Origin of the sequence: Amycolatopsis sp. NPDC051371, from assembly GCF_040682155.1 — a bacterium.
Classification (GTDB): domain Bacteria; phylum Actinomycetota; class Actinomycetes; order Mycobacteriales; family Pseudonocardiaceae; genus Amycolatopsis.
Map to the genome: position 1 here is coordinate 119,666 of NZ_JBFBAG010000028.1, position 21,199 is coordinate 140,864.

Annotated in this window: 18 protein-coding genes and 1 pseudogene; 9 read left to right on the forward strand and 10 right to left on the reverse strand. The window is 68.9% G+C overall.

Translation table 11 applies throughout. From position 1 onward, the window contains the following. The first annotated feature begins 7 nt into the window (after positions 1-7). Entirely contained in the window at positions 8-478 is a 471-nt protein-coding gene (locus AB0M59_RS30860) for a hypothetical protein (protein WP_364622043.1), read from the forward strand. 27 nt (positions 479-505) lie between these two features. Next, entirely contained in the window at positions 506-898 is a 393-nt protein-coding gene (locus tag AB0M59_RS30865; RefSeq protein WP_364622046.1) for a hypothetical protein, read from the forward strand. Positions 899-977: 79 nt separating this feature from the next. On the opposite strand, the gene AB0M59_RS30870 is transcribed toward AB0M59_RS30865, so the two are convergent. Then, on the reverse strand, positions 978-3,752 hold the full coding sequence (locus tag AB0M59_RS30870; protein WP_364622049.1) for a BTAD domain-containing putative transcriptional regulator: 2,775 nt from the start codon (positions 3,750-3,752) through the stop codon (positions 978-980). Positions 3,753-3,847: 95 nt separating this feature from the next. Continuing rightward, complete coding sequence (locus AB0M59_RS30875; RefSeq protein ID WP_364622052.1) at positions 3,848-6,907, reverse strand: BTAD domain-containing putative transcriptional regulator; 3,060 nt, start codon at positions 6,905-6,907, stop codon at positions 3,848-3,850. A 217-nt stretch (positions 6,908-7,124) separates the two neighbouring features. On the opposite strand from AB0M59_RS30875, the gene AB0M59_RS30880 reads away from it, so the two are divergent. After that, positions 7,125-7,649, forward strand: coding sequence for a hypothetical protein (locus AB0M59_RS30880; RefSeq protein WP_364622054.1), 525 nt, complete (start codon positions 7,125-7,127; stop codon positions 7,647-7,649). 77 nt (positions 7,650-7,726) lie between these two features. Here the strand turns inward: AB0M59_RS30880 and AB0M59_RS30885 are convergent, their stop codons facing one another. The 4 genes from AB0M59_RS30885 to AB0M59_RS30900 all read right to left on the reverse strand — a co-directional run bounded on the left by AB0M59_RS30885 (position 7,727) and on the right by AB0M59_RS30900 (position 10,610). Further along, positions 7,727-8,221 carry a hypothetical protein gene (locus tag AB0M59_RS30885; RefSeq protein ID WP_364622056.1) on the reverse strand — a complete coding sequence of 165 codons (495 nt, stop codon included), beginning with the start codon at positions 8,219-8,221 and terminating at the stop codon, positions 7,727-7,729. Between the two features lie 779 nt (positions 8,222-9,000). Further along, positions 9,001-9,183 carry a hypothetical protein gene (locus AB0M59_RS30890; RefSeq protein ID WP_364622058.1) on the reverse strand — a complete coding sequence of 61 codons (183 nt, stop codon included), beginning with the start codon at positions 9,181-9,183 and terminating at the stop codon, positions 9,001-9,003. A gap of 26 nt (positions 9,184-9,209) precedes the next feature. Then, complete coding sequence (locus AB0M59_RS30895) at positions 9,210-9,569, reverse strand: Sec-independent protein translocase TatB (RefSeq protein WP_364622061.1); 360 nt, start codon at positions 9,567-9,569, stop codon at positions 9,210-9,212. A gap of 66 nt (positions 9,570-9,635) precedes the next feature. Further along, on the reverse strand, positions 9,636-10,610 hold the full coding sequence (locus AB0M59_RS30900) for a ferritin-like domain-containing protein (protein WP_364622106.1): 975 nt from the start codon (positions 10,608-10,610) through the stop codon (positions 9,636-9,638). A gap of 383 nt (positions 10,611-10,993) precedes the next feature. On the opposite strand from AB0M59_RS30900, the gene AB0M59_RS30905 reads away from it, so the two are divergent. Together AB0M59_RS30905 and AB0M59_RS30910 are read left to right on the forward strand one after the other, a co-directional pair. Next, on the forward strand, positions 10,994-11,899 hold the full coding sequence (locus AB0M59_RS30905; RefSeq protein WP_364622064.1) for a hypothetical protein: 906 nt from the start codon (positions 10,994-10,996) through the stop codon (positions 11,897-11,899). Between the two features lie 57 nt (positions 11,900-11,956). Beyond that, positions 11,957-13,249, forward strand: coding sequence for a hypothetical protein (locus AB0M59_RS30910; RefSeq protein WP_364622067.1), 1,293 nt, complete (start codon positions 11,957-11,959; stop codon positions 13,247-13,249). Between the two features lie 69 nt (positions 13,250-13,318). On the opposite strand, the gene AB0M59_RS30915 is transcribed toward AB0M59_RS30910, so the two are convergent. From AB0M59_RS30915 to sigK, 3 genes are all read right to left on the reverse strand, one after another. Then, entirely contained in the window at positions 13,319-13,594 is a 276-nt protein-coding gene (locus AB0M59_RS30915) for a hypothetical protein (protein ID WP_364622070.1), read from the reverse strand. 169 nt (positions 13,595-13,763) lie between these two features. Beyond that, positions 13,764-14,483, reverse strand: coding sequence for an anti-sigma factor (locus AB0M59_RS30920; protein ID WP_364622073.1), 720 nt, complete (start codon positions 14,481-14,483; stop codon positions 13,764-13,766). Beyond that, positions 14,483-15,079, reverse strand: a complete 597-nt coding sequence (gene sigK, locus AB0M59_RS30925) for an ECF RNA polymerase sigma factor SigK (RefSeq protein ID WP_364622076.1) — start codon at positions 15,077-15,079, stop codon at positions 14,483-14,485. Before sigK ends, AB0M59_RS30920 begins: the two co-directional genes overlap by 1 nt. Positions 15,080-15,294: 215 nt before the next feature. Between sigK and AB0M59_RS30930 the strand changes: the two genes are divergently transcribed. The 3 genes and pseudogenes from AB0M59_RS30930 to AB0M59_RS30940 all read left to right on the forward strand — a co-directional run bounded on the left by AB0M59_RS30930 (position 15,295) and on the right by AB0M59_RS30940 (position 18,724). After that, on the forward strand, positions 15,295-16,245 hold the full coding sequence (locus tag AB0M59_RS30930) for a beta-ketoacyl-ACP synthase III (RefSeq protein WP_364622079.1): 951 nt from the start codon (positions 15,295-15,297) through the stop codon (positions 16,243-16,245). Between the two features lie 111 nt (positions 16,246-16,356). After that, positions 16,357-17,939: pseudogene (locus tag AB0M59_RS30935) on the forward strand (molybdopterin-dependent oxidoreductase). A 113-nt stretch (positions 17,940-18,052) separates the two neighbouring features. Continuing rightward, entirely contained in the window at positions 18,053-18,724 is a 672-nt protein-coding gene (locus AB0M59_RS30940; protein ID WP_364622081.1) for a fasciclin domain-containing protein, read from the forward strand. A 406-nt stretch (positions 18,725-19,130) separates the two neighbouring features. On the opposite strand, the gene AB0M59_RS30945 is transcribed toward AB0M59_RS30940, so the two are convergent. Next, positions 19,131-19,595 carry an SRPBCC family protein gene (locus tag AB0M59_RS30945; RefSeq protein ID WP_364622084.1) on the reverse strand — a complete coding sequence of 155 codons (465 nt, stop codon included), beginning with the start codon at positions 19,593-19,595 and terminating at the stop codon, positions 19,131-19,133. Between the two features lie 1,317 nt (positions 19,596-20,912). Here AB0M59_RS30945 and AB0M59_RS30950 point away from each other — a divergent pair. Further along, on the forward strand, positions 20,913-21,194 hold the full coding sequence (locus AB0M59_RS30950) for a hypothetical protein (RefSeq protein ID WP_364622086.1): 282 nt from the start codon (positions 20,913-20,915) through the stop codon (positions 21,192-21,194). Positions 21,195-21,199 lie beyond the last annotated feature (5 nt).

A 21,199-nucleotide genomic window follows, 5' to 3' on the forward strand; every position in this document is an offset into this window, starting at 1 on the left:
AGATCCGATGACGAAAACGATGTGGTCTTCGGCGATTGCGGCCGGGCTGGTGGCCGTCTCGTCCGTCGGCGGGGCGGGTGTCGCAGCGGCGGCCGAGACGCCGAACGGACGGTTCTGCGCCGCGCTGGTCGACCGGCAGGGCGAGACTTGCTCGTCGACCTCCGAGGCCGAGGCACGCGCCGAGTTGGGCCCCATGGCCCGGACCCGGCTGATGACCTACTACTCGGACGCCGGCTGGAAAGGGACCACCCTGGACGTGTACGGCGACGACGGCACCTGCAACGCCAGCGGGTACACGTTCATACCCAGCACCTGGTGGCAGAACCGGTTGTCGTCCATCCGCGGTTACGGCGGCTGCACCTGGGTGGGCCTGACCACGATCGACGGCTACTTCGTCAAGGCCTACGCCCTGCCGGCCAGTCTCGGCGCGACGTCCTACAACGACAACACCGGCCGCGTACACGTCTTCCACGGCTGACAGTCCTGAAAACCAGAAGGAGAAACCATGTTGCGTACGATCGCGACCTCATCCGGCGTGGCGGCGGCCTTGGCCCTGGCCGGTGTGCTTGTGGCCATGCCCGCCGAACCGTCGGCAGCCGCACCGACGGCGGAGCACCTGCAGGTAGCGCCCGCTACGCCGGCGCCCGGCTACCGCGCGGACTGCACCGGTGGCCACGGCGACGTCAACGCCCACCGCTACTCCGTCAACCACAACGTGCCCGCGCGGGAGTACAACACCTCCGGAAGCCGGCAGACTGGTGTGGTCACTGCGAACTCCAAGATCCACATCTACTACGAAACCTACGACGAGTACGGCAAGTTCATGTGGGCCATGAAAGCGGGCGGCCTCTGCGGTTACCTCTACTCGACCGACATCGTGTGGAACAAGAGTTGGTAGCGGGGCGCGCCTGACTTCGAACGAGCGGTGCGCGATCTCGGCCCAGTTCCGGGACGGGGTCGCGCACCGGAGCCCGGATTCAGGCTCCCGCGGGTTTCGCCCGTTGTGTTCGACGTTGTCTTTCGACGCGGTCAGCGTCATCGGGCCGGTCTTGCTGCCGGTACAGCTTGTGCGCTTCCAGCCAGGCCTCCTTCGCCTCGTCCGCCCGGCCGAGTTCGGCGCACGTGCGGCCGATCGCGTCCAGTGTGTCGGCGACGATGTAGGTGTGCCCGAGCGCGCGCCGCAGCTTGAGGGCTTGCCGGTAGTGGCTGAGCGCCGTCTCGTGGTCGCCGGTGCGGTGGGCGATGAATCCGAGGCTGTCGAGGGTTTCGGCTGCACCATCTTGGTCTTCGTTGCGCTGGTGCAGTTCCAGCGCCGCGAGGCAGTGCTCGCGGGCGGCGGTGTCGTCGCCCACGCGAGCCGAGCACCAGCCGACCCCGTTGAGTGCCGTGGCCTCCCGTGTCGGGTCGCCCAGCTTGCGGTACACCTCGAGCGCCCGCATGGCGTGGTGCAAGGCCTGCTGGCAGTCGTCCTGGCGGTCGGTGACCATCGCGAGGATGTGGTGCGTATCGCCTTCATCGCGTCGTGCGCCGGTCGTTTCCGCAACGGCGAGCGCGTCATGGAGCTGCGCGATGGCTTCGTCGAACGCTCCGGTGCGGGCCAGGGCCAGGCCGAGCCGCCGCCGCGCCGCGATTTCCGCGGCGTCGTCGCCGAGGCGGCCGGCTGCGGTCAAGCCGTTCCGCCAGAACGCGATGGCGTCGGAAAGCCGGCCCCGGCGATCGTGGAACGTGTTCAGGGTCCACGCCAGCTGCCATGCCGCCCGGTGCCATCCGTGCTCCATCGCAGCCCGCTGCGCGTCGAGCAACGACTGATGCTCGGCGTCGAACCAGGCCAGGGCGTCGCTTTCGTCCGCCAGCGACAGAGGGACGATGCCGGCTGCGGGAGGCTCCAGGTCGAACGGCGTGGCGTGGGGGTCGAGGACCCGGTCGCCGGCGTGGGCGGTGTGGAGGAAGAAGCCGACGATCCGGCGCAGCGCGGGCATGACGTCGTCGTGCGGCTGGCGCTTGGCGTGCAGGCGGACCAGGTCGTGCATCCGGTGGCGGCCGGCCGCGAGGCGGTCGATCAGGCTGAGCTCGGTCAACGCCCGCAGAACCGCGGTGGTGCGGGCGAGGGGAAGGCCGACGAGGGCGGCCGCGGCCTCGGGGCCGATGTCCGGGCCGGGCGCGCTGCCCAGCAGCGCGAACACCCGTGCCTGCTCCTCGGTCAGGGCCCGGAGGGACCACGACAGCACCGCGGGCAGGCTCCCGGCGGGATCGTCATCGGTCAGCGTGCTCAATCGATCCGTGGCATTCCGCAAGCCGGCGGCGAGTTCGGCGAGACCGACCGCCGGATCGGCTTGGGCGCGTCCGGCGATGATGCCGAGCGCCAGCGGCAAGCCCGCACACGCGTCCAGCAGCTGCTCGACGGCTTCGGGCTCGGCGGCGATCCAGGCCGGTCCGAGCCGCCCGGTGAGCAGCCGCCGGGCTTCGGAGTCGGTCAGGGTTCCGAGGCGGACGTGGCCGGCGCCGTGCCGGGTGATCAAGCTCGCCAGTTGCCGCCGGCTCGTGACGAGCACGGTCGACGGCGATTCGCCGGGCAGCAACGGCGTCACCTGAGCAGCGTCGGCGGCGTTGTCGAGCACGATCAGCATCCGCTGGTCCGCGACGAGACTGCGGAACAGCGCCGTCCGTGCATGGAGGTCGGGCGGGATCCGATCGGGTGCGACGCCGAGCGCGTACAGGAAGCCGCGTACCGCGGTCGAGGTCGGGATCGGCTCGTCGGCCGCGCAGAACCCCTGCAGATCGACGAAGAGCTGACCGTCGGGGAAATCGGCGAGGTGCTGGTACGCCCACCACAGGGCCAACCACGTCTTGCCGATACCCCCGGCGCCGGCGATGGCGGAGACGACGACGGTCCCCGCCGACGCCTTGTCCGACACAGCGGCTGACAAGGCGGTGAGCTCGGCGTCCCTCCCGACGAACCAGGCCGGCCTCGTCGGGAGCTGCCGGGGGACCGTCCGCGGCGTTCCGGAAGCGGGCGCCGCAGCCGCCGGCGCCGCGTTCAGGATCTGCTCATACGTCCGCCGCAGCGCCGGTCCCGGGTCGACGCCGGCCTCGTCCGCCAGCCTCACACGGATCCGGTGGTAGCACTCCAGCGCGTCGGCTTGGCGGCCGCTGCGGTAGAGCGCGAGCATCAGCTGCCCGGCGACCCGTTCGTCCAGCGGACGTTCCGTGGCGTGGGTCGCCAGCGCGGCCAGGACTTCGCCGTGCCTGCCGCGCCGGAGCGCGACGTCCGTCCGGTCGGCTTCAGCGGTCTGCCGCTCCACCTCCAAGGTCACCCGCAGCGCCGCCAGCCATTCCGTGTCCAAATCGGCGAACGCCTGTTCCCGCCACAACGCGAGCGCGTCGTCGAACAACTCGAGCGCGCGAACGTCATCGGCGGTCTTCCGTGCCTCGACGACCCTCTGGCGGAAGAGGTGGAGGTCCACGAAGCGTTCAGGGACCTCGAGCACGTACCCGGTGGAACGTCGCACAAGCCCGACCTCGGTGTCCACGGCGAGTACGGTGCGCAGCCGGGACACGTAGCCGTGCACCACCTCCCGGCCGCGTTTCGGCAACTGCCCGCCCCACACGCGCTGGAGGAGCAGATCTCCCGGCACGGGCCGGTTCGCCTCGACCAGCAGGACCGCCAGGACACAGCGCTGACGCGCATGCCCGAGATCGACGAGCGCGCCGTCGTGGACCGCTTCCACCGCGCCGAGCACACGGAACTCCACCTCAGGCCCCCGCCGGATCGATCGCCTGCACGCCCTCCGAGACGACGCTACTCCAGGTCCACGGAATGATCATCGCAACGCCGACATCTCCTGGCTCACGGATCAACAGACACGGAAAACTCATCACCCGCGCGTTCCTGCGGCTCGGACTCCAGCGCATCGAGCTGGCGCCACACCCGGCCGGCGTCTTCGTCACGGCCCTGCTGCCGGAACAACTCGAGTGCTTCCCGCCAGACCGCACGGGCACCGTCGTGCTCACCGACGCGGACGAGCGGGTGGCCGAGGGAATCGAGAGTGCTGGCGGCCCCGTAGGTGTGCCCAAGATCGCGGTACAGGCCGAGGGATCGCTGGTAGTGGTCGACGGCCCGCCGGCCGTGGCCACTGTGGTGCTCGATGTAGCCGAGACTGTCCAGGGTCGCCGCCGCGCCCTCGGTGTCATCGTGCTGCAGGTGCAAGGTGAGGGCGGCCCTGCAGTGGTCGCGAGCCCGGTCGTACTCACCGAGCCGTGCCGTGTACCAGCCGACCAGGTTGAGCGCTTCGGCTTCCCACGCGGGTTGGGAAAGAGCGCGGTACAACTCCAGGGCTTCGGTGGCGTGCTCCAAGGCTCGCCGGTCATCCTCCCGTTCCTCCCAGGCACGCGCGAGCATTCGGTGGGTGTCGGCTTGCTTGCGGGCGTCATCCTGCTGCTCGGCGAGCGCCAGGGCCTGGTGCAGGTGCCCGATCCCGTCCTGCAGGTGTCCCAAGGCGGCGTAGGCGTCACCAAGGTTTTGGTGTACGAGGACGCGCTTCGCCGGATCGGGCAGATTCGCGACGGCATCCAGTGCGGCCTGCCACGCGCGGAGTTGGTCGTGACGGTGTCCGCGGCGGTAGCGAAAGGTGTCTTGCGCCCAGGCCAGATGCCACACGAGACGCTGCCACCCATGGCCGCCGGCGATGTGCTCAGCGGCCTGCAAGGCCGGATACTCGATGTCGAACCACTCCAGAGCCGCCGCGGTGTCAGGCAGCGGCTGGAGGCGGACGCCGGGAACGGGCGGCTCGAGCGCGATTTCGTCGCGGTAGGGGTGGAGGAGCCGGTCGGCGGCGTGGGCCGTGTGCGTGTAGAAGTTAAGGACCCGGAGGAGGGCCGACTCTCGGACCTCGTCGGGCAACTGCTGCGCGAGGGTGCCGGCGTAGTCGCGGATCAGGTCGTGCATGGCGTAGCGGTCGCGGGCACGGCGGTCCACCAGCGACGAGTCCACGAGACGCCGAAGCACGACCCGGGCCTCGGGTACGGACAGATCGGCGAGGCTCGCGGCGGCCGGAAGTCCGATTTCGCTCCCCGGAGCAGTGCTCAGGAGCACGAACATCATGTACTGCCTCCGGGTCAGTTCCCGCAGCGACCAGGACAGTACGGCCGACACGCTGGTGGCCGGATCGGCGTCGTCGAGTGCGTCCAGGCCGGCCTGGCGGAGTTCGGTGGCGAAGTCAGCCAGCGGAAGGTGGGGGTGTGCGAGGGCGCGGCTGGCCATGACGGCCAGTGCAAGCGGGTACCGCCCGCAGAGTTCGACCAGTTCGGCCACCGCGTTCGGCTCGACAGCCACTCGTGCGTTCCCCAAGCGCTGGGCGAACGCGGCGTGCGCTTCGGTTTCCGTGAGCACGTCGAGGTTCAGGTGGCGGGCACTGTGCCGGGTGAGCAGCGGGGTGAGGACGGTTCGGCTGGTCATGATCACCACGCAGGACGGGGTCCCCGGTAACAACGGGATGAGCTGGTCGGCGTCGGCGGCGTTGTCGAGCAGGACCAGCATCCGCTTCCCGGCGATGCAGCTGCGGAAGCGGGCGGTGTGCTCGTCCAGACCACCGGAGACGGTCGTGGGATCGATGCCGAGGGCGTCGAGAAACCCCCTGACCGCCGTCAACGGGTTCATCGGATCGCTGCCGGGGCTGAACCCCCGCAGGTCGACGAACAGCTGTCCGTCGGGGAACCGGTCGACGTGTGTGTGGGCCCAGTGCAGGGCGAGCCAGGTCTTGCCGATCCCGCCACCCCCGGCTAGAGCCGAGATCACGACGGTGTTCGCTTCCGCCGCCCCGCCCTCCAGAGCGGCGTCCAGGGCCGTCAGTTCGCTGATCCGACCGGCGAACCACGCCGGCGGTGGCGGCAGTTGACGAGGTGTCACGTGCGCCGTGGTCAGTGCGCTCGCCGGTCGATCGAGTCCGGGATCGGCGGTCAGGATCCGTTGGTACAGCTGCTGTAGTGAGGGGTTCGGGTCTGTGCCGAGCTGGTCGGCCAGTACGGCTCGGAGGCGCTGGTAGTGCTGCAGCGCGTCGGCCTGGCGGCCGCTGCGGTACAACGCGAGCATCAGCTGCCCGGCCAAGCGCTCGTCCAACGGATGACGGGCAGCCTGGGTCGTGAGATCGGCCAGGACCTCGGCGTGCTGTCCGCGGCGCAACGCGACATCAGTGCGGTCGAGTTCCGCAGCACGGAGCTCCGCCTCCAGTTCCGCTTTCACCGCGGTGAACCACGGGCTGTCCAGGTCGGGGATGGCCGGTCCCCGCCACAAGACAAGGGCTTCCTCGAACAGCCTCAGAGCCCCAGCATCGTCCTCGGCGGCTCCTGCGGCGGCGACCAGTCGGCGAAACCGATACAGGTCGATCAGGTCCTCGTCCACACTCAGCACGTATCCTGTGGAGCGCCGTACGATGGCCAGCTCAGGCACTTCCGCCAACGTAGCGCGCAACCGGGAGAGGTACCCGTACAGCACCTGACGACCGCGTCGTGGCGGATGCTCACCCCACACGCGGTCCACGAGCTGATCGGCCCCCACCGGCCGGTTCGGCTCGACGAGCAGCGCCGCCAGTACGCTTAGTTGCCGGGTATGGCCCAGATTGACCATTTGCCCGTTTCGATGTACCTCGACGCTGCCCAGTAAGCGGAACTCCACAGCCACCGGCCCGCCCCCGTCCGCGTGTTCCCTTCCGGGATAGCAGTTGCTTCCGGTGAGTTCAAGGTTTATCGAGAAGTTCCTCACGATCGCGTCGGCAAGGTGTTCCTGTGCGGTTGCCCGCCGTTCCGGAGCACCGGGTTTCGTCGAAACCGTTTCACCCGGGGAGGGAGGAACCATGAATTCGCTGCGCGTCTTCGTTCCATTGGTTGGCGCCGCGCTCGCGATTGCCGCCACGGCCGGCATCGTCCCGGCCGCTACACACGGTTGCCCGTACGGGGGCGGTCTGCCTGTGCCCGGTGCGAACTTCATCGCGTCCCGCAACGGCTAGCAACCGCTCGACCATCGGAACCCTGTCGCTGGCGTTATGGATGCCGCGCAGCGCGGTGACCCTCGACATGGTCAGCGGTCAGGGTTTCACCGGTATCGCTACGGATCGTGTTACTTTCGTAACATGGGTGAGTCGTTTGCGGGTCGAGGTCAGGCGCGGTGGTTGGGGCCTCAAGCAGGGGAGACGGCCTCGGCAGTTCGCGCGATCAACGAGGTGGTTGCCCGCTCCGGGCAGGCGTCGGTGAGCGTAGTGGAGCTGCGCAGGTTCTCCGATGGCTGCATAGTCCAGGTGGAGGCGGCTGCGACGAGTTCTGCGGGTCCGGCAGGTGAGGCGCTGCGGGCGGGCATGGCTATGTCGGGCGATGTGGCGGGTCCGCCTCCGGCAGTGCTCCGGTTTGGCGTTCAGCTTGACGGCGGTGCCACGGCAAGCACCCTGGACCATGTGATCGCGCCGGCAGCAGAACCCGAGCCGCCGTACTTTTCCGTGCTGGGCGGCCCGGGTTTTGACATCGAGGGAAATCGGTTGAGTACCCGGCAGGAGTTGTGGCTCTGGCCGGCATACGATGAGTTCGGGCTGGTGGTGGAGTGGCCGCTCTTCGAGATTTCTTCGACGCGAATCTCGCTGAGTTTCGATCAAGGTATTCGCTAGGTATTGTTTTTCGAGACGTCGGAACGGCTGGGGGCGGGGAGGCGCGGGGCTGCGCCTCCCCGCCCCCAGCCGTCTAACTAGCGGTCGGTGTTGGTTTCCCAGTAATTCCAGTAGTCGACGTCATCTTCGACTGCGACGTTGCCGCCGTTCTCGATCGCCAGATGGCATCCGTCGGGTCCGCACCAGCCTGAGGTGTTGCTGGCCCACACGGCGTGGCCGTTGTTCTGGTAGACCACGAGATTGCCGTCGTGCTGGAAGTCGACGTAGTCGCCGCCGGCGCTCTGCGACGCGGTCCACTCGTGGTTTCCGTCCACCCAGACCTCGAGAAGCCCTCTGAGTAGTGTGAGTCTGGTTGTGCCGTCGGGCGAGTAGACGGATCCGTTGTTGTACATCCGCCAGCCGCCACCGATGTTGTTGGACCCGAAAACGCCGTCCGGCGACTGCGCGATACCGGGTGTCGGAGCGATGGTTGTGCTGGCGAATGCGGCTGGTGCGGCAATTGCTGAACCGGTGACTGCTGCGACCAGCATTGCGAATGCTGCAATGCGGGTACGCCACACGTTTTTAGGCATGCAGATACTCCCGTCAGTGGTACATTTATTGCACTCGACGACGCCGTTGGCGCCTAGAGTGCATCAAACCCGCAGGGAATAGCGGTACGCCGAGTCGTGCACCGCGGACTATTCCTCCCCGAAACTCCCCTCCCCAAGGGCTCGCCATTCAAAGGCGGATACCTAGACTTCATGATTGTCGGGCAGTTGGTCAATAGGCCACAAGGTGGACGTCAAGGTGGCCTTCAACTGACACCCGCACGGCACCTGTTCGAACGTGTGTTCTAGCTGCTCAGTTGCGCAAGCTGACTCGCCTGGAGCCTGCTGGACGAGCCGGATAAACGGCGAGCTCCAGGCCTGTTTCACCTGAACGGCGGCAAGTCGGTCTGATCGTCGCTGGTCGGCCGGCCCCCAACTTGCCCGGCAGAGGAACAACGACCGAGAGGATGTGCCCGTGTTCTCGTCTGCCATGGCGAGCCGGATCGGGCTACGCGCGTTGGTCGCGTCGCTGTAGGCAGATGGGGTGTAGGGCCAAGCCGACCTGCCCAACGCGCGTATTTGACCGCCAGGCTCCGGCTGCGTGTGGGCCGGCCGCGCGGCATGGAACGCACCTTCCGGCCGCGATATCCGATTCCGAGACTTTCGACCTGGCCCGACAGATTTTGCTACGCAAGTGCATGGAACAGGCCGGATTCGACTACCAGGTGGAACCGCCACCAAGGATTCCGGATGACCGAGAATTCCCTTACGTCATCGACGACGCCGAATGGGCACGACGGCACGGACCTGCAGTGACTCGGCTAGTGTCGCGTGATCCTGATGTCGTTACTTGGCGTTGTGTCATCGATCTTGAACGCGTACCACGTCACGGTGCCGTGCTCGGCCACGGCGAGTGCGCGGCTCCGCTCTAGGAACGCGGCGAGTTCGTCGCCATTGCCGGGCTTGGCTTGGAGGGTGGCGAGGAGACCTCGGTCGACGGTCACGGCTGTCACTTCCTTTCGGTACGTGGTCAGGTGGCTTCCATGTCCACTCGGGTGCCGTCGGCGACGGCCGCCGGCGGTGGTGTGGATGCAGTGGCCGGCGCCACGGCTGGTGACCTGGCGGCGGAAGGATCCAGCAGCAGGCGGTTCACGGCGGTGCGGGGATCCAGCCTGCGCAGCTGGTTGAGCTCGCCGAGCGGTTTGCGCAGCTGCTCGAACTCGGGCCCGAGTTCGCTGCTGATCTGTTCGTGCGCGTTCGCGAGCGCGTCCTTGGCTTTCTGCGCCGTCTTGCGGACGGTGGCCATGGCGCCGGGGAGCCGTTCTGGGCCGAGGATGAACAGGGCGGCGACCAGCAGGACGAGCAGGTGTTCCGGGCTGAGTCCGAGCATCGTGTTCTCCGGTCGGGTGGAGTGGGTGCCGGGCCGCCCCGACAGCGGCCCGGCACCCATTCCGGGTCAGTTGGCGGCGCTGGTGTTCACGTCGCCGTTGACGCCCTTGGGGAAGAACCCTCCGGAGGTGGCGGCCTTGTTGGTCAGGTAGACGATGTTGAGGACCTGACCGGGGGAGCGGCTGTAGGCGATGCCGTTGGCGTCGGTGGGGACGATGTTGGCGTTGCCGTGGTTGTCGATGACGCCTTGGTCATCGTCGGTGTGGCCGTCGAGGCTGTCGCGGGCGTTGGACAGCTTGACCGTCGCCTTGGCGTCGCCGCGCTGGTACAGCGCGCTGCGGATGTTGCCGGCGTGGTAGGCCTCGACGGCGAGGATGCCGGCGGCGGCTTCGAGGTAGGTCTTGTTGCTGATCAGCGGGGCGGCGCCCTTGTAGGCGGTGACGCCGACGTCTTCGAAGAGGAACGCGGCGAGCAGGAAGTTCTCTTCGCAGGAGAAGGCGTCGAAGCTGTGGCCCGGTTTGACGAGCCCGGCGGCTTGGGCGGCGGCGGTGAAGCTGGACTGCAGGTCGATGGCGGGGCGGCTGACGGCGGCGGAGCCGAGCGCGGTGCGCAGGAACTGGACGTGGGCCTTCTCGTCGACGGCGATTTCCTGGGCGTACTGGCGGGCGGTCCTGGTTTCGAAGCGAACCGCGCGGCCTCCCGTTACGCCGCCGCGGGTGCCGGTTCCGGTGGTCATGGAGTCGGCGAGGCCCTTGCCGGTGACGGCGTGCAGGTAGAACTCGGCCTCGAGGTATTCGAGGTTGAGGGCGAAGTTGAGGACCGCGCCGTCACTGACCTCACCGGCGGCAGCTGCGGCCTGACGGGCGGGTGCGGCGGCGACTCGGGGTGCGGCGGACGCGGTTCCGGCGGCCAGCCCGCTGAGAGCTCCGGCGCCGACGACGCCGAGACCGGTCATGCCGGCGGCTTTGAGGAAGCGTCGGCGGTCCTGACCGTTTTCGGCGCTCCGGTTGATCATCGAAGCGGCATAGCGCTTGCCAAACACGGGTGGTCTCCTAACCCGCCCGCGCGGTACGGCGGGCGTCACCCGCCGCCAGGCTCCCGGCGTCGGGATGGATCCTTCGTGGACTTATCCCGTTCGAGGCTGTCCGCGCAGCGGATGGGTCGATCCCCTGAGCGGGTTGCGGAGTTTGGTGAGGGCGTGGGACCGAATCAGCCACAGTGAATGTCCATTCGGGTCATGAGTGTGATCAACCTGAGTGCTTTCTGCCTTGTGCGGCCGAAAAGTGGATACATTTACCCGCTACTCAGCGGTAGCAAACTCATTCGGGGGAAAGAAAAAACTTCGATCTGCACCCAATCCGGTGATGGTCATCGCGTCGAACTCTGACTGACGGTGAAGTCCAGACCTGATGGGGGGTGAGATGGATGGATACTTCCCTGACGGACGACACGCTGGTCCGGCACCCGGTGGTACTTCGGGTACTGGTGGTGGCCGGTGCGTTGTTCGGATTCACGCTGCTGGCTTTGGCCGTGTCGGGGGCCGCGAACGCTTCGGAGGGTTCGCCGCCGCCGGATCGGCCTGGGCTGCTCGACCAGGTCGGGCGCACCGCGCACGACGTGCTCAAACCGGTCGATCCGGTACTCAAGCCGGTCACGGGCACGGTGCACGCGGTGGCGTCGCACGTGGCTCCAGTGGTGAAGCCGGTGACGAACGGGCTCGACCCCGTGCTCGCGCCGCTGACCCGGCCGGTGCTGCACGCGGCAGAGCCGGTGTTGTCGGCCCTGCGGCCGGTGACCGCGCCGGTGCTGCATGCGGTGTCCCCGGTGACCTCGCCGGTTCTGCACGCCACGGCACCGCTGACCGCACCGGTGGTGCGGGCGGTCGGTGCCGAACACGTGGTCCCGGCGCTGACCGGGCACCCGGAGATCGGTCAGCCGGCGAAACCCACGCCGCGCGGCGACATCGGTTTGTCGCCGGTTGCCGCCGCACCTGCCGGGCCCAGTGGTCCGGTCGTGGGCGAGCAGGCCGGCCCGCAGCAGCGTCGGCACGACGTGCAGGCCGTGGCTCGGTCGGTTGCCGGACCTGGCGATTCGGCGGAGATCGGCGTTGCCGGTCCGATGTCGGGATCCGGTGGCGGCGGACTGCCCGCTGACATCTCCGGCTTGAGCGGTGCGATGTCGGCCGGATCCGGTGCGCAGCACGGTGGTGAGTTCGCCGTGACCGCGGCCGGGAGCAGCATGCCCGGCACGGATCGTACGTGGCGGGCGCCGCCGGCGGGCTCGCGGTCGTTGCACTGGCTGGAGTACTACGGCAACGACCATCCGAGCTGATTTTCCCTTTCCACCTCCAGAAATCCACAAAGGACAGATGGTAAGGAAAGGGAAGTCATGCACAAGTACGTACGACGCGGCCTGACCGCCGCATTCATCTCCGGCGGGTTCGTCCTGCTGGGGTCTGCGGTGGCCAGTGCGGACACCGGCAACTCGGGCCCGCTGGGCGGGCTCGGGAACACGCTGCACTCCGTCGTCTCCGGCACCGCGTCCGGTGGCAACGGCGGCGACTCGGGCTCCGGCGGGAACGCCAACAGCAGCAACAACGCTGTCAGCGGGAACTCCGGCAACTCGGGCAACTCCGGCTCCACCGGGCACAACAGCGCCTACGGCGTTTGTGTGCTGGCCAAGTGCAGCACCTCGGTGTCCTCGGGCAACTCCGGGAACACGGGCGCGACCGGCTCGACCGGGAACGCCTCGAACACCAGCACCACCACCGGTGGCCACTCCGGGAACGCCGGCAACGGCGGCTCCGGAACGACGGCGACGTCCAGCAAGAACACCGCCGGTTCGCACTCGTCGCGTGGCGGCGTCCTCGGAGTCCTCGGCTCCGTGACCGGCGCCGCCAAGGGCGGCAACGGTGGCAACTCCGGTGACGCCGGAAATGCCACCAGCAGCAACAACGCTGTCAGCGGCAACTCCGGTAACTCGGGTGACTCCGGGTCGACCGGCGGGAACAGCGCCTACGGCCTGTGCCTGCTGGCGCAGTGCACCACGTCGGTGACCTCGGGCAACTCCGGTGACACCGGCGCCACCGGCTCGACCGGCGACGCCTGGAACCGCAGCACCACCACCGGCGGCAACTCCGGCTCGGCGGGCAACGGTGGCGACGCCACCGTCGTCAGCACCGGCGACAACTCCGCCACGAACAACGGTGGGCACAGCTGGGGCTGGAACCGGCACAACCAGGGCGGCAGCAACACCGGCGTCCTGGGTGTCGTGACCGGCACCGCCAAGGGCGGCAACGGTGGCAACTCCGGCGACGCCGGCGACGCCACCAGCCACAACAACGCCGTGACCGGTACGTCCGGCAACTCGGGTGACTCGGGCTCGACCGGCGGCAACACCGCCGTCACCTCGACCCGCGGGCACGAGCAGCAGGGCCGTCACCACGGTCGCTGCGATCACGGTGGCTGGAACCACGGTTCCTGGAACAAGGGTGGCACGAAGTCGCACACCGCGGTGACCTCGGGCAACTCGGGTGACACCGGCGCCACCGGCTCGACCGGCGACGCTTGGAACCACAGCAGCACCACCGGCGGGAACTCCGGCTGGGCGGGCAACGGCGGCAACGCCGACGTCCACGCCACGGGCTGGAACACCGTCGCGCACACCCCGCACACCGTCTGACGGTTCGCGGAGAACAAGGAGCGGGGCACCGGAGGAATCCGGTGCCCCGCTCCTTCGTGCGCGGCACGGTCAGCCGCCGAGCACCAAGCCGTCGCCCAGGAGACCGCAATCGCCGTCGTGCCAGCTGCCTTGGCCGCTGATCTGCAGGCCCAGCACGAGGCTGAGGTGCAGGCCCAAGCCGTGGTGGTGATGGTGGTGGTGTCCGTGACCTTCGTCGGAAGACTGCTCGACCGCCGGGGCGGGCCCGGTGGAGGCGGACGCCGCGCCGGGGGCGGCGAGCAGGAAGCCGAGTGCCGCGGCGGGCAGCGCGGCGGTCACGAGCAGGCGACGGCGGAATGTGCTCACGGTGTTCTCCTTCTCCTCAAACGGTCATCGGACACGATCCGGATGGCGAATGGATCAGAAGGAGTTCGGAAGGAACAGCACCGGCGGACAGGTCGCCGGCGCCAGACCACGCGTGTGGGTGACAACACGAAGGCCCGGTCACGATGGTGACCGGGCCTTCGTGTCGATGTCACCTGACGGCGAGGTTGGCGATCGACGGTGTGGTCGGCTGCAGCGATCCCGTCGCGGGCTCCACGGTCACCGCCACACCGTCGGTGCCGGTGGGCAGCGCGGTCTCGACGGTGCCGTCGGGCCCCACCAGTCCCGCCGATCGCGGTGCGCCCGGGCCGGTCAGCCACACCTCGTAGGCGTGGCCGGCGTCCAGCCGCGGCAGCGCCTGCGCGGCGATGAGGACCTTGCCCAGCTGCCGGGAGACCGTGGCCGAGACCGATCCGCCGCCGGCCACGGCCGCGCGCGCGGTGGTCGCGTCGGGCGCGGACGTCACCGCGCCGCCGTCGGCCACCGGCACGGGGTTGCCGGGGACCGACTGGTCCAGCCCGATGCTGATCCCGCCGACGAGCACCGCCGCCGCGGCGGCGACGGACGCGATCCCGATCAGCGCGCGCTTGCGCCACGGGGTGTGACGCGCCGCGGCGGCGGGCCCGGCGGAGACGCGGGGAGGAAGCTGCCGCGTTTGGGAAATCTCGGCGAGCACCCGCCGGCGGAAGCGATCGTCCGGGCCGGTGGCGGCCGCGGTGCCCAGGAGGGCGGCGGTTTCCCGGAAGCCGGCGACTTCCTCGGCGCAGACCGGGCATTCGCCCAGATGCCGGGTGAAGGCGGCGCGTTCGAGGTCGTCGACCGCGTCGAGGGCGTACGCGCCGGCGAGGATGTGGGTGTCGGCGGTGGTCATCAGTGCACTCCCAGAGCGTCACGCAAGCGGACGAGTCCGTCCCGCATACGGGTCTTGACGGTGCCGATCGCGACACCGAGTTTCTCGGAAACCTCCCGGCAGGTGTAACCCTGAAAGTAGGCGAGCAGGATCGACTCCCGCTGGAGCTCGGTCAGGACCGCCAGCGCGGCGCGGACCTGCGCCCGGTCGAGGTGGTCCAGGGTGGTCTCGGTGACGTCGTCGTAGGGACGACGCAGATCGAGCCGGTCGGCCCGCTCTTCCCGGTCGACCGCGGACTGCTCGGACCGGACCCGGTCGATCGCACGCCGGTGCGCGATGGTCAGCGCCCAGGTCTGCGCGCGTCCGCGTCCGACGTCGAACGTCGCCGCCTTGCGCCAGATCTCGAGCAGGACCTCCTGGGTGACCTCTTCCGCGTACGCCCGTGAGCGCAGGACCTGGAATACGGTGCCGAAGATCGGTCCGGCCAGCTGGTCGTAGAGCACGGCGAAGGCCTGCTCATCGCCGAGGGCGGTGCGGGCGAGGAGCTGTTCCGGTGTGGTCGCCTGTTCCGGCTCCGTATCGGTGGCGGTGCGGCGCGCGACTGCGCGGGCGGTCATGGGACCTGTCCTTCCCGGCGGGCGCCGAGTCACGTGCCGCTGTCGGCGGCGTGTCACAAGGAGTTCGTCCCGGCCGGCCCTCGCGGATTGGTGCAGTGACGAAAAACCCAGCTGGTCACCCATAGGAAGGAGCGGCAATGCGCTGTCCACAGTGGATCGGGCAAGCCGCGGATGCCGGTCGCTCCGAACAGGAGGAAACCGATGAGGAGAATGTGATGGCCGGCTCGACAGCGATCTCGTTCGGGCACTACCAGCCGAGCCGGACGGTCACGAACGACGAGCTCGCGGACCGGCTCGGAACGTCCGACGCGTGGATCCGCGAACGGGTGGGCGTGTACAACCGCCGGGTCGCGGCTCCCGGCGAGTCGGTCGCCGACATGGCCACGGCGTCCGCGGAAGCTGCCTTACGGCGGTCCGGCCACAGCGCCGCCGACGTCGACCTCGTGATCGTCGCCACGTGCACCGCCTTCGACCGGATGCCCAGCGTCGCCTGCCGGGTCGCCGAGCGGCTGGGGCTCACCGCGCCCGGCGCGTTCGACCTCAACGCCGCGTGCTCGGGCTTCTCCTACGCGCTGGCCGCGGCCGACCACGCCATCCGGGCCGACGCCGCGGCCCGGGCGATCGTGGTCGGCGTCGACAAGATGAGCGACTTCCTCGACTGGACGGACCGCTCGACGTGCGTGATCTTCGGTGGCGCCGCGGCCGCCGCCGTCGTCGAGCAGGCCCCGGCCGGGATCGGGCCCGTGGTGTGGGGCTCGGACCCGGCGAAGGGCCGCTGCATCACGCTCGAGACCACCGGGCCCGGCGCGCTGCCTGCGGTGTTCCGGCAGGAAGGGCAGGCGGTGTTCCGCTGGGCGACCACCGCGCTCGCGCCGATCGCCGCGCAGGCGTGCCGCCGCGCCGGCGTCGACCCGGCCGACCTCGGCGGCGTCGTGACCCACCAGGCGAATGTCCGCATCATCGACGCACTGGCCCGCAAGATCGGGGCGTCCGGCGCGGTGATCGCGACGGACGTGGCCGAGTCCGGCAACACCTCGGCCGCCAGCATCCCGCTGGCGCTGTCGAAGCTCGTCGAGCGCCGGGAGATCGTGGCGGGCGCGCCGGTGCTGCTGTTCGGTTTCGGCGCCGGGCTGACTTACGCCGGCCAGGTCATCAGCTGCCCGTGAGACCGCCCGGAAATTTGGCTCGTAGCCCCATTCAGTGTCACCTGATCGTGGATGGCGGTGGCGGAGACCCCGCGGACCAATACTTCGACCGGGCCGCTTCGAATTACCCGTATGACCGCCACCGAGCTCGACGTCCCGGAAGCTCCGTCAGTGCCGCCGCGCGCCCGGCTGCGATTTTTCGCGGCCGCCTTCACCGGGGTCCTCGCGCTCGCTGCCGCGCTGGCGGCCGGGCACTTGGTGGCCGGTTTCATCAGCATCAACGCCTCGCCCTACCTCGCGGTGGGCAACGGCGCCATCGACCTGACCCCGGTCGAGCTGAAGGACTTCGCCGTCCGCACCTTCGGCACCCACGACAAGCTGGTGCTGCTGGGCAGCATGGCCGTGGTCATGATCGGCGTCGCCGCGCTCGCCGGTGTCCTGTCACGACGGTCACCGATTCCGGGCACGGTGCTCATCGCCCTGTTCGGCCTGGTGGGTGCCTTTGCTGTCTTCGAGCGCCCCGACCTGAGCGGGGTGGCGCTGCTCGCGCCGGTTGCCAGCCTGATCGTGGGTATCGCCGTTTTCCTTCTGCTGCACCGGATCGCGCCCCGCGTGTGGCGGGAGCAGGAGTCGGACGAGAAGACCGGGACGTCGCGGCGGGCGTTCCTGCTCGGTGGTGCCGGCGTGGTCGTCGGTGCCGGCGCGGCGGGCTGGGCGGTCAGCTGATCAGCTCGTCGCGCGACGCCACGGCATCGCGGGAGGCGGTCGGCAAGCTGGTCCCGGCCCGCACCGCGCCGATGATCCCGGCCGACGCGGACTTCGCCAAGCTCGGCACCCCGCCGTTCCTGACGCCCAACGACAAGTTCTACCGCGTCGACACCGCCCTGTCGGTGCCGCAGCTACGGACCGAGGACTGGAGACTGCGGCTGCACGGCATGGTCGACCGCGAAGTCCGCTACAGCTACCACGACATCCGCAACCGGCCGCTGGTCGAGCGCACGGTCACGATGACGTGCGTGTCCAACGAGGTCGGCGGCGACTACGTGTCGACGTCGAATTTCATCGGCGTGGATCTGGCCGACCTGCTCGCCGAAGCGGGGGTGAAACCGGGTGCGGAGCAGCTGTTCTGCACCAGCGTCGACGGCTGGACGTCCGGGACACCGGTCGCCGCGGCGCAGGACCGCGGCCGCGGCGCGATGCTCGCGATCGGGATGAACGGCGAGCCGCTACCGCTGGAGCACGGCTTCCCGGCCCGGCTCGTCACACCCGGGTTGTACGGGTACGTGTCGGCGACGAAGTGGGTCGTGGACATCGAGGTCACCACCTGGGCCGCACGCCAAGCTTACTGGCTCAAACGGAGCTGGAGCCAGGAGGCACCGATCAAGACCGAGTCCCGGATCGATTCGCACCGCGGTTTCGCGAACGTTCCCGTGGGAAAAGTGCGTGTCGCCGGGGTCGCGTGGGCGCAGCACACCGGCATCGAGAAGGTCGAGGTCCGCGTCGACCAAGGGCCGTGGCAGGAAACCACGCTGTCGCAGGAGGTCAACCCGAACACGTGGCGGATGTGGTGGACCCAGGTCGACCTGCCTGCCGGGGTGCACCAGGTGTTCTGCCGCGCCACCGACAAGTCCGGCTACACCCAGACCGACATGCGCGCCGGCACCGTTCCCAACGGCGCGACCGGGTGGCACAACGTCACGTTCACCGCCGCCTGAGAAAAAGATTCCCCGAACACCAATCCGGTTCGCCGGCCGATCCGAATCACCAGCAACAAGACGGATTCCGTTGAGCCTCCGTCCCAGCCGCGTCATCCTATGGAGTGAATTTCATGAGCAAGCTTCGTATTGCCGGAATCGGTCTCACCGCCGCCGCCGCACTCACCCTGACCGCGTGCAGTGGCAGCGACACCGCCTCCTCGGGTAGCTCCAGCGCCCCCGCCCCCTCTTCTTCGATGGCCGCACCGTCCTCCAGCGCCGACTCGGGCGCCTCCAACGGCATGACCACCAACGCCGACGTTTTCGGCCCGGCCTGTTCGCAACTGCCGCAGGGCTCCGCGCCCGGCTCGCTCGATTCCATGGGCCCGCAGCCGGTCGCCTCCGCCGCCTCCACCAACCCGCTGCTGACCAAGCTCGTCGCCGCTGTCAAGGCCACCAACCTGGTCGACACGCTCAACAGCGCCCCGGCGATCACGGTGTTCGCGCCGGCAGACCCGGCGTTCGCCGCCCTCGGCGACGCGAAGTTCGCCGAACTGGCCGGTAAGCCGGCCGAGCTGTCGCCGATCCTGCAGTACCACGTCGTCGGCAAGCGCTACGACGCCAAGGGTCTCGCCGCCGCAGGCACGCTGGAGTCGCTGAACACCGCCGGTGGGCCGCTGAAGATCGAGGGCTCGGGCGAGAACATGACCGTCAACGGCGCGAAGATCCTCTGCGGCAACATCCCCACGAAGAACGCCACAGTCTTCGTGATCGACAAGGTGCTGACTCCCGGCACCAACAAGTAACACCGACTTGGCCGCCGACGGGCGGCCGGCACCGGACGGCCACCCCAGGCTCCGCCACCTCCTGGAGCCCGAGGTGGCCGTCCTTCGCTGTCCGCGCGGAGTTCGCGCTCGGACAGCGCTCGTATCCGGCGGCGGAGCGCACGAAGTTCCCGCCGGGAGATGCCGAAGCGGCGGCGTCCCGCCGGTCGCCGTCACCGCCGGATCACTCCAGGGCTGTGGCGGCGACCGGCCCTTCGCGCGCCGGCTCAGGAGTCCGGGCCGGCCTGGCCGCTGGCGTCAGAAGGTCGCGGGAAAGGTTCTGATCGGCACGAGCCACGTGTTGGAACACCGTCGTGCACCGTCTGACGGTCCACGCGGAGACCAAGAGCGGCACCGGTTTCGGTCTCCCTTCCCGCTTCTCGATGCGCTACCTCTCGACGGTTCTGGCGAGGATGCCGAGGGTGGCGCGGAGAGCGGCTTCGGGGACCACCGGGAAGATGTCCTTGTCACGGTACCGCTGTTCGATCTCGCTCCAGTCGTAGTACGACGTCAGCACGGTACCGGCACCGTCGGCTTCGAGCCGGTAGCCGTAAAGGTGCTTGATCGGGGGCTGGATTGTCCCGGAGATCGTCCATTCGATCTGGGTGTCCTGCTCGAAGCGGGTGATGACCACCGTGACGTCGTACTTGCCCATCGGGTAGTCGTTGAGGGCTTCGCGGTCCATGTGGACGACAAACTCGTCTCCGACCGTTCGTACCGGGTTTCCGTCGGCGGACTGGAGCATCCCCGAGCTGTCTATAGCCACGTGGCCCTGGGGATCGCAAAGTAACGCGAAGATCTTCGACGGGGGTGCCGCGATCCGGCGCTGTACTTCGAACCGTTCGGTTGCCATGATCACCAGCATGCCACTGTCGAGCGAGTCGTGACGACGCTGCCGTTCTGGTCAGGTCGGAGGTGATCCTGCCGCCTCTGACCCGCGACGCGGACATGGGCAGGGAGCGGAACCGGTCGACGATGGCCCTTCTCCAGGTCGTGCTGTCGTCGGCTCGACGGGCTCCTGGCGTGCTTGACAGGACACCGGATGACGCCGGAGAAAACGGGTATCCCTCAAGCATGACGACCGACGACGAAGAACCCAGGGCGGCCGACACCGGTCCGCCTGAGGCAGATCTACCCGACGAGCGCCAGACCGAAGCGCCGACTCTGGATCGAGGGCTTGCCCCACCGTCGGTGGAGCCCGAGATCACGTCGACCTACCCTCTTGACCGTGGACTGGCGCCTCCCGACGACGAAGGGAGTGCAGGCACGGGCGAACAAGCTGACCGTAGGCGTTGAACGGACGAAGGCCGGCAATTCGTGCAGGATCCGTTCGGTGCTCGGCAGTACCTGCACCACCGGAAGTAGCCGAGTGGCTGAGGAGAGTGGGCGGTGAAGTCGCGCCGGCGAAGGCCGCTGAGGGCCGCCGTCGAGCCGACTGTCCGAGGACAGTGGCTGAGATCTATTAAGTGGGTGTCCCCGAAGTAGCTGCCGCTGCCTCGCCACTTCAGCCGGAGCGGCTATTGCCGATGACGAACGCCGCCGCCAGCTCGTGCCGATTCGGGCTCTGCGGGCGCGATGACCGGTGCTCGCCGCGGGTACGACGGCGCATGACGACACACCAGCCGGGGTATCCGGCGCGCTCGACGACGAAAAGTCACGCCGGTACTCACATCGTCGGCGCCAAGAAGAAGGCCGCGCTGTTGTCGAACTTCGCCGCCGTCCTCTGACACTTCACGACCTCACCCTCCCCCAGGTGAACCCGCTGGAACTGCCGATCGCGGGGGAGTCGGCCCTGCGTGTGTCGCTGCAAGTCAGGAGCGACACGGAGCCGTGAAAGTCATCGGGCCTTGAGGACTTGCTCGTCAGCCGTCGCGGTGGTGCCGGTGGCGGTGACCGTCCACGCCGGATCCACGGCGAGCTCGGCCACCGACCCGGGAAGAGTTTCAGCCTATTCGTCGCGCACGCACGTCAGCTGGACACGCTCCCGCCGATCCGGGGATCAGAAGGTGAACGTCTCGTAGCCTGGTTCGGGAATGCGTGCCGCTGACCTCGGTCTTCGGCGCGCACCTGGCTGGTCGGCGCAAACTAACGGGGCCGCCAGTGGTACCACCGTCCGGACATGATCAATTACGATGTGCCGGACCTGGGGGCCGCGACCGCAGGAGTCGTTATGGTGACCCTCACCACCGTGGCCGATTGGACGATCACCGCGTCCGGCGACATCGCGTGCTTCACCATGCCTCCGCCGGCGGCTTCCGGACGCCGCGGGGTGTGGAGCGGGCGCGGACTCGCGAACGCCGAGGCCGACCTCGCCGCGTTCGACGAGTCGCTCGGTGAGGTGATGAAGCTGCCCATCTACTGGCTGGCCCGGGCCCGGCGCCGCGACGCCGCGGCCGGAGAAGCGGCGGTCTGGTCGGAGCCGCGGTACGACCCGGACGTTGCGGATGGGTAATCCGT

Bases quoted from the DNA above. Each gene is read 5' to 3' on its own strand.
- AB0M59_RS30860 (WP_364622043.1), top strand. From the start codon at position 8: ATGACGAAAACGATGTGGTCTTCGGCGATTGCGGCCGGGCTGGTGGCC.
- AB0M59_RS30865 (WP_364622046.1), top strand. From the start codon at position 506: ATGTTGCGTACGATCGCGACCTCATCCGGCGTGGCGGCGGCCTTGGCC.
- AB0M59_RS30880 (WP_364622054.1), top strand. From the start codon at position 7,125: ATGGGTGAGTCGTTTGCGGGTCGAGGTCAGGCGCGGTGGTTGGGGCCT.
- AB0M59_RS30885 (WP_364622056.1), bottom strand. From the start codon at position 8,221: ATGCCTAAAAACGTGTGGCGTACCCGCATTGCAGCATTCGCAATGCTG.
- AB0M59_RS30895 (WP_364622061.1), bottom strand. From the start codon at position 9,569: ATGCTCGGACTCAGCCCGGAACACCTGCTCGTCCTGCTGGTCGCCGCC.
- AB0M59_RS30905 (WP_364622064.1), top strand. From the start codon at position 10,994: ATGGATACTTCCCTGACGGACGACACGCTGGTCCGGCACCCGGTGGTA.
- AB0M59_RS30910 (WP_364622067.1), top strand. From the start codon at position 11,957: ATGCACAAGTACGTACGACGCGGCCTGACCGCCGCATTCATCTCCGGC.
- AB0M59_RS30920 (WP_364622073.1), bottom strand. From the start codon at position 14,483: ATGACCACCGCCGACACCCACATCCTCGCCGGCGCGTACGCCCTCGAC.
- sigK (WP_364622076.1), bottom strand. From the start codon at position 15,079: ATGACCGCCCGCGCAGTCGCGCGCCGCACCGCCACCGATACGGAGCCG.
- AB0M59_RS30930 (WP_364622079.1), top strand. From the start codon at position 15,295: ATGGCCGGCTCGACAGCGATCTCGTTCGGGCACTACCAGCCGAGCCGG.
- AB0M59_RS30940 (WP_364622081.1), top strand. From the start codon at position 18,053: ATGAGCAAGCTTCGTATTGCCGGAATCGGTCTCACCGCCGCCGCCGCA.
- AB0M59_RS30945 (WP_364622084.1), bottom strand. From the start codon at position 19,595: ATGGCAACCGAACGGTTCGAAGTACAGCGCCGGATCGCGGCACCCCCG.
- AB0M59_RS30950 (WP_364622086.1), top strand. From the start codon at position 20,913: ATGGTGACCCTCACCACCGTGGCCGATTGGACGATCACCGCGTCCGGC.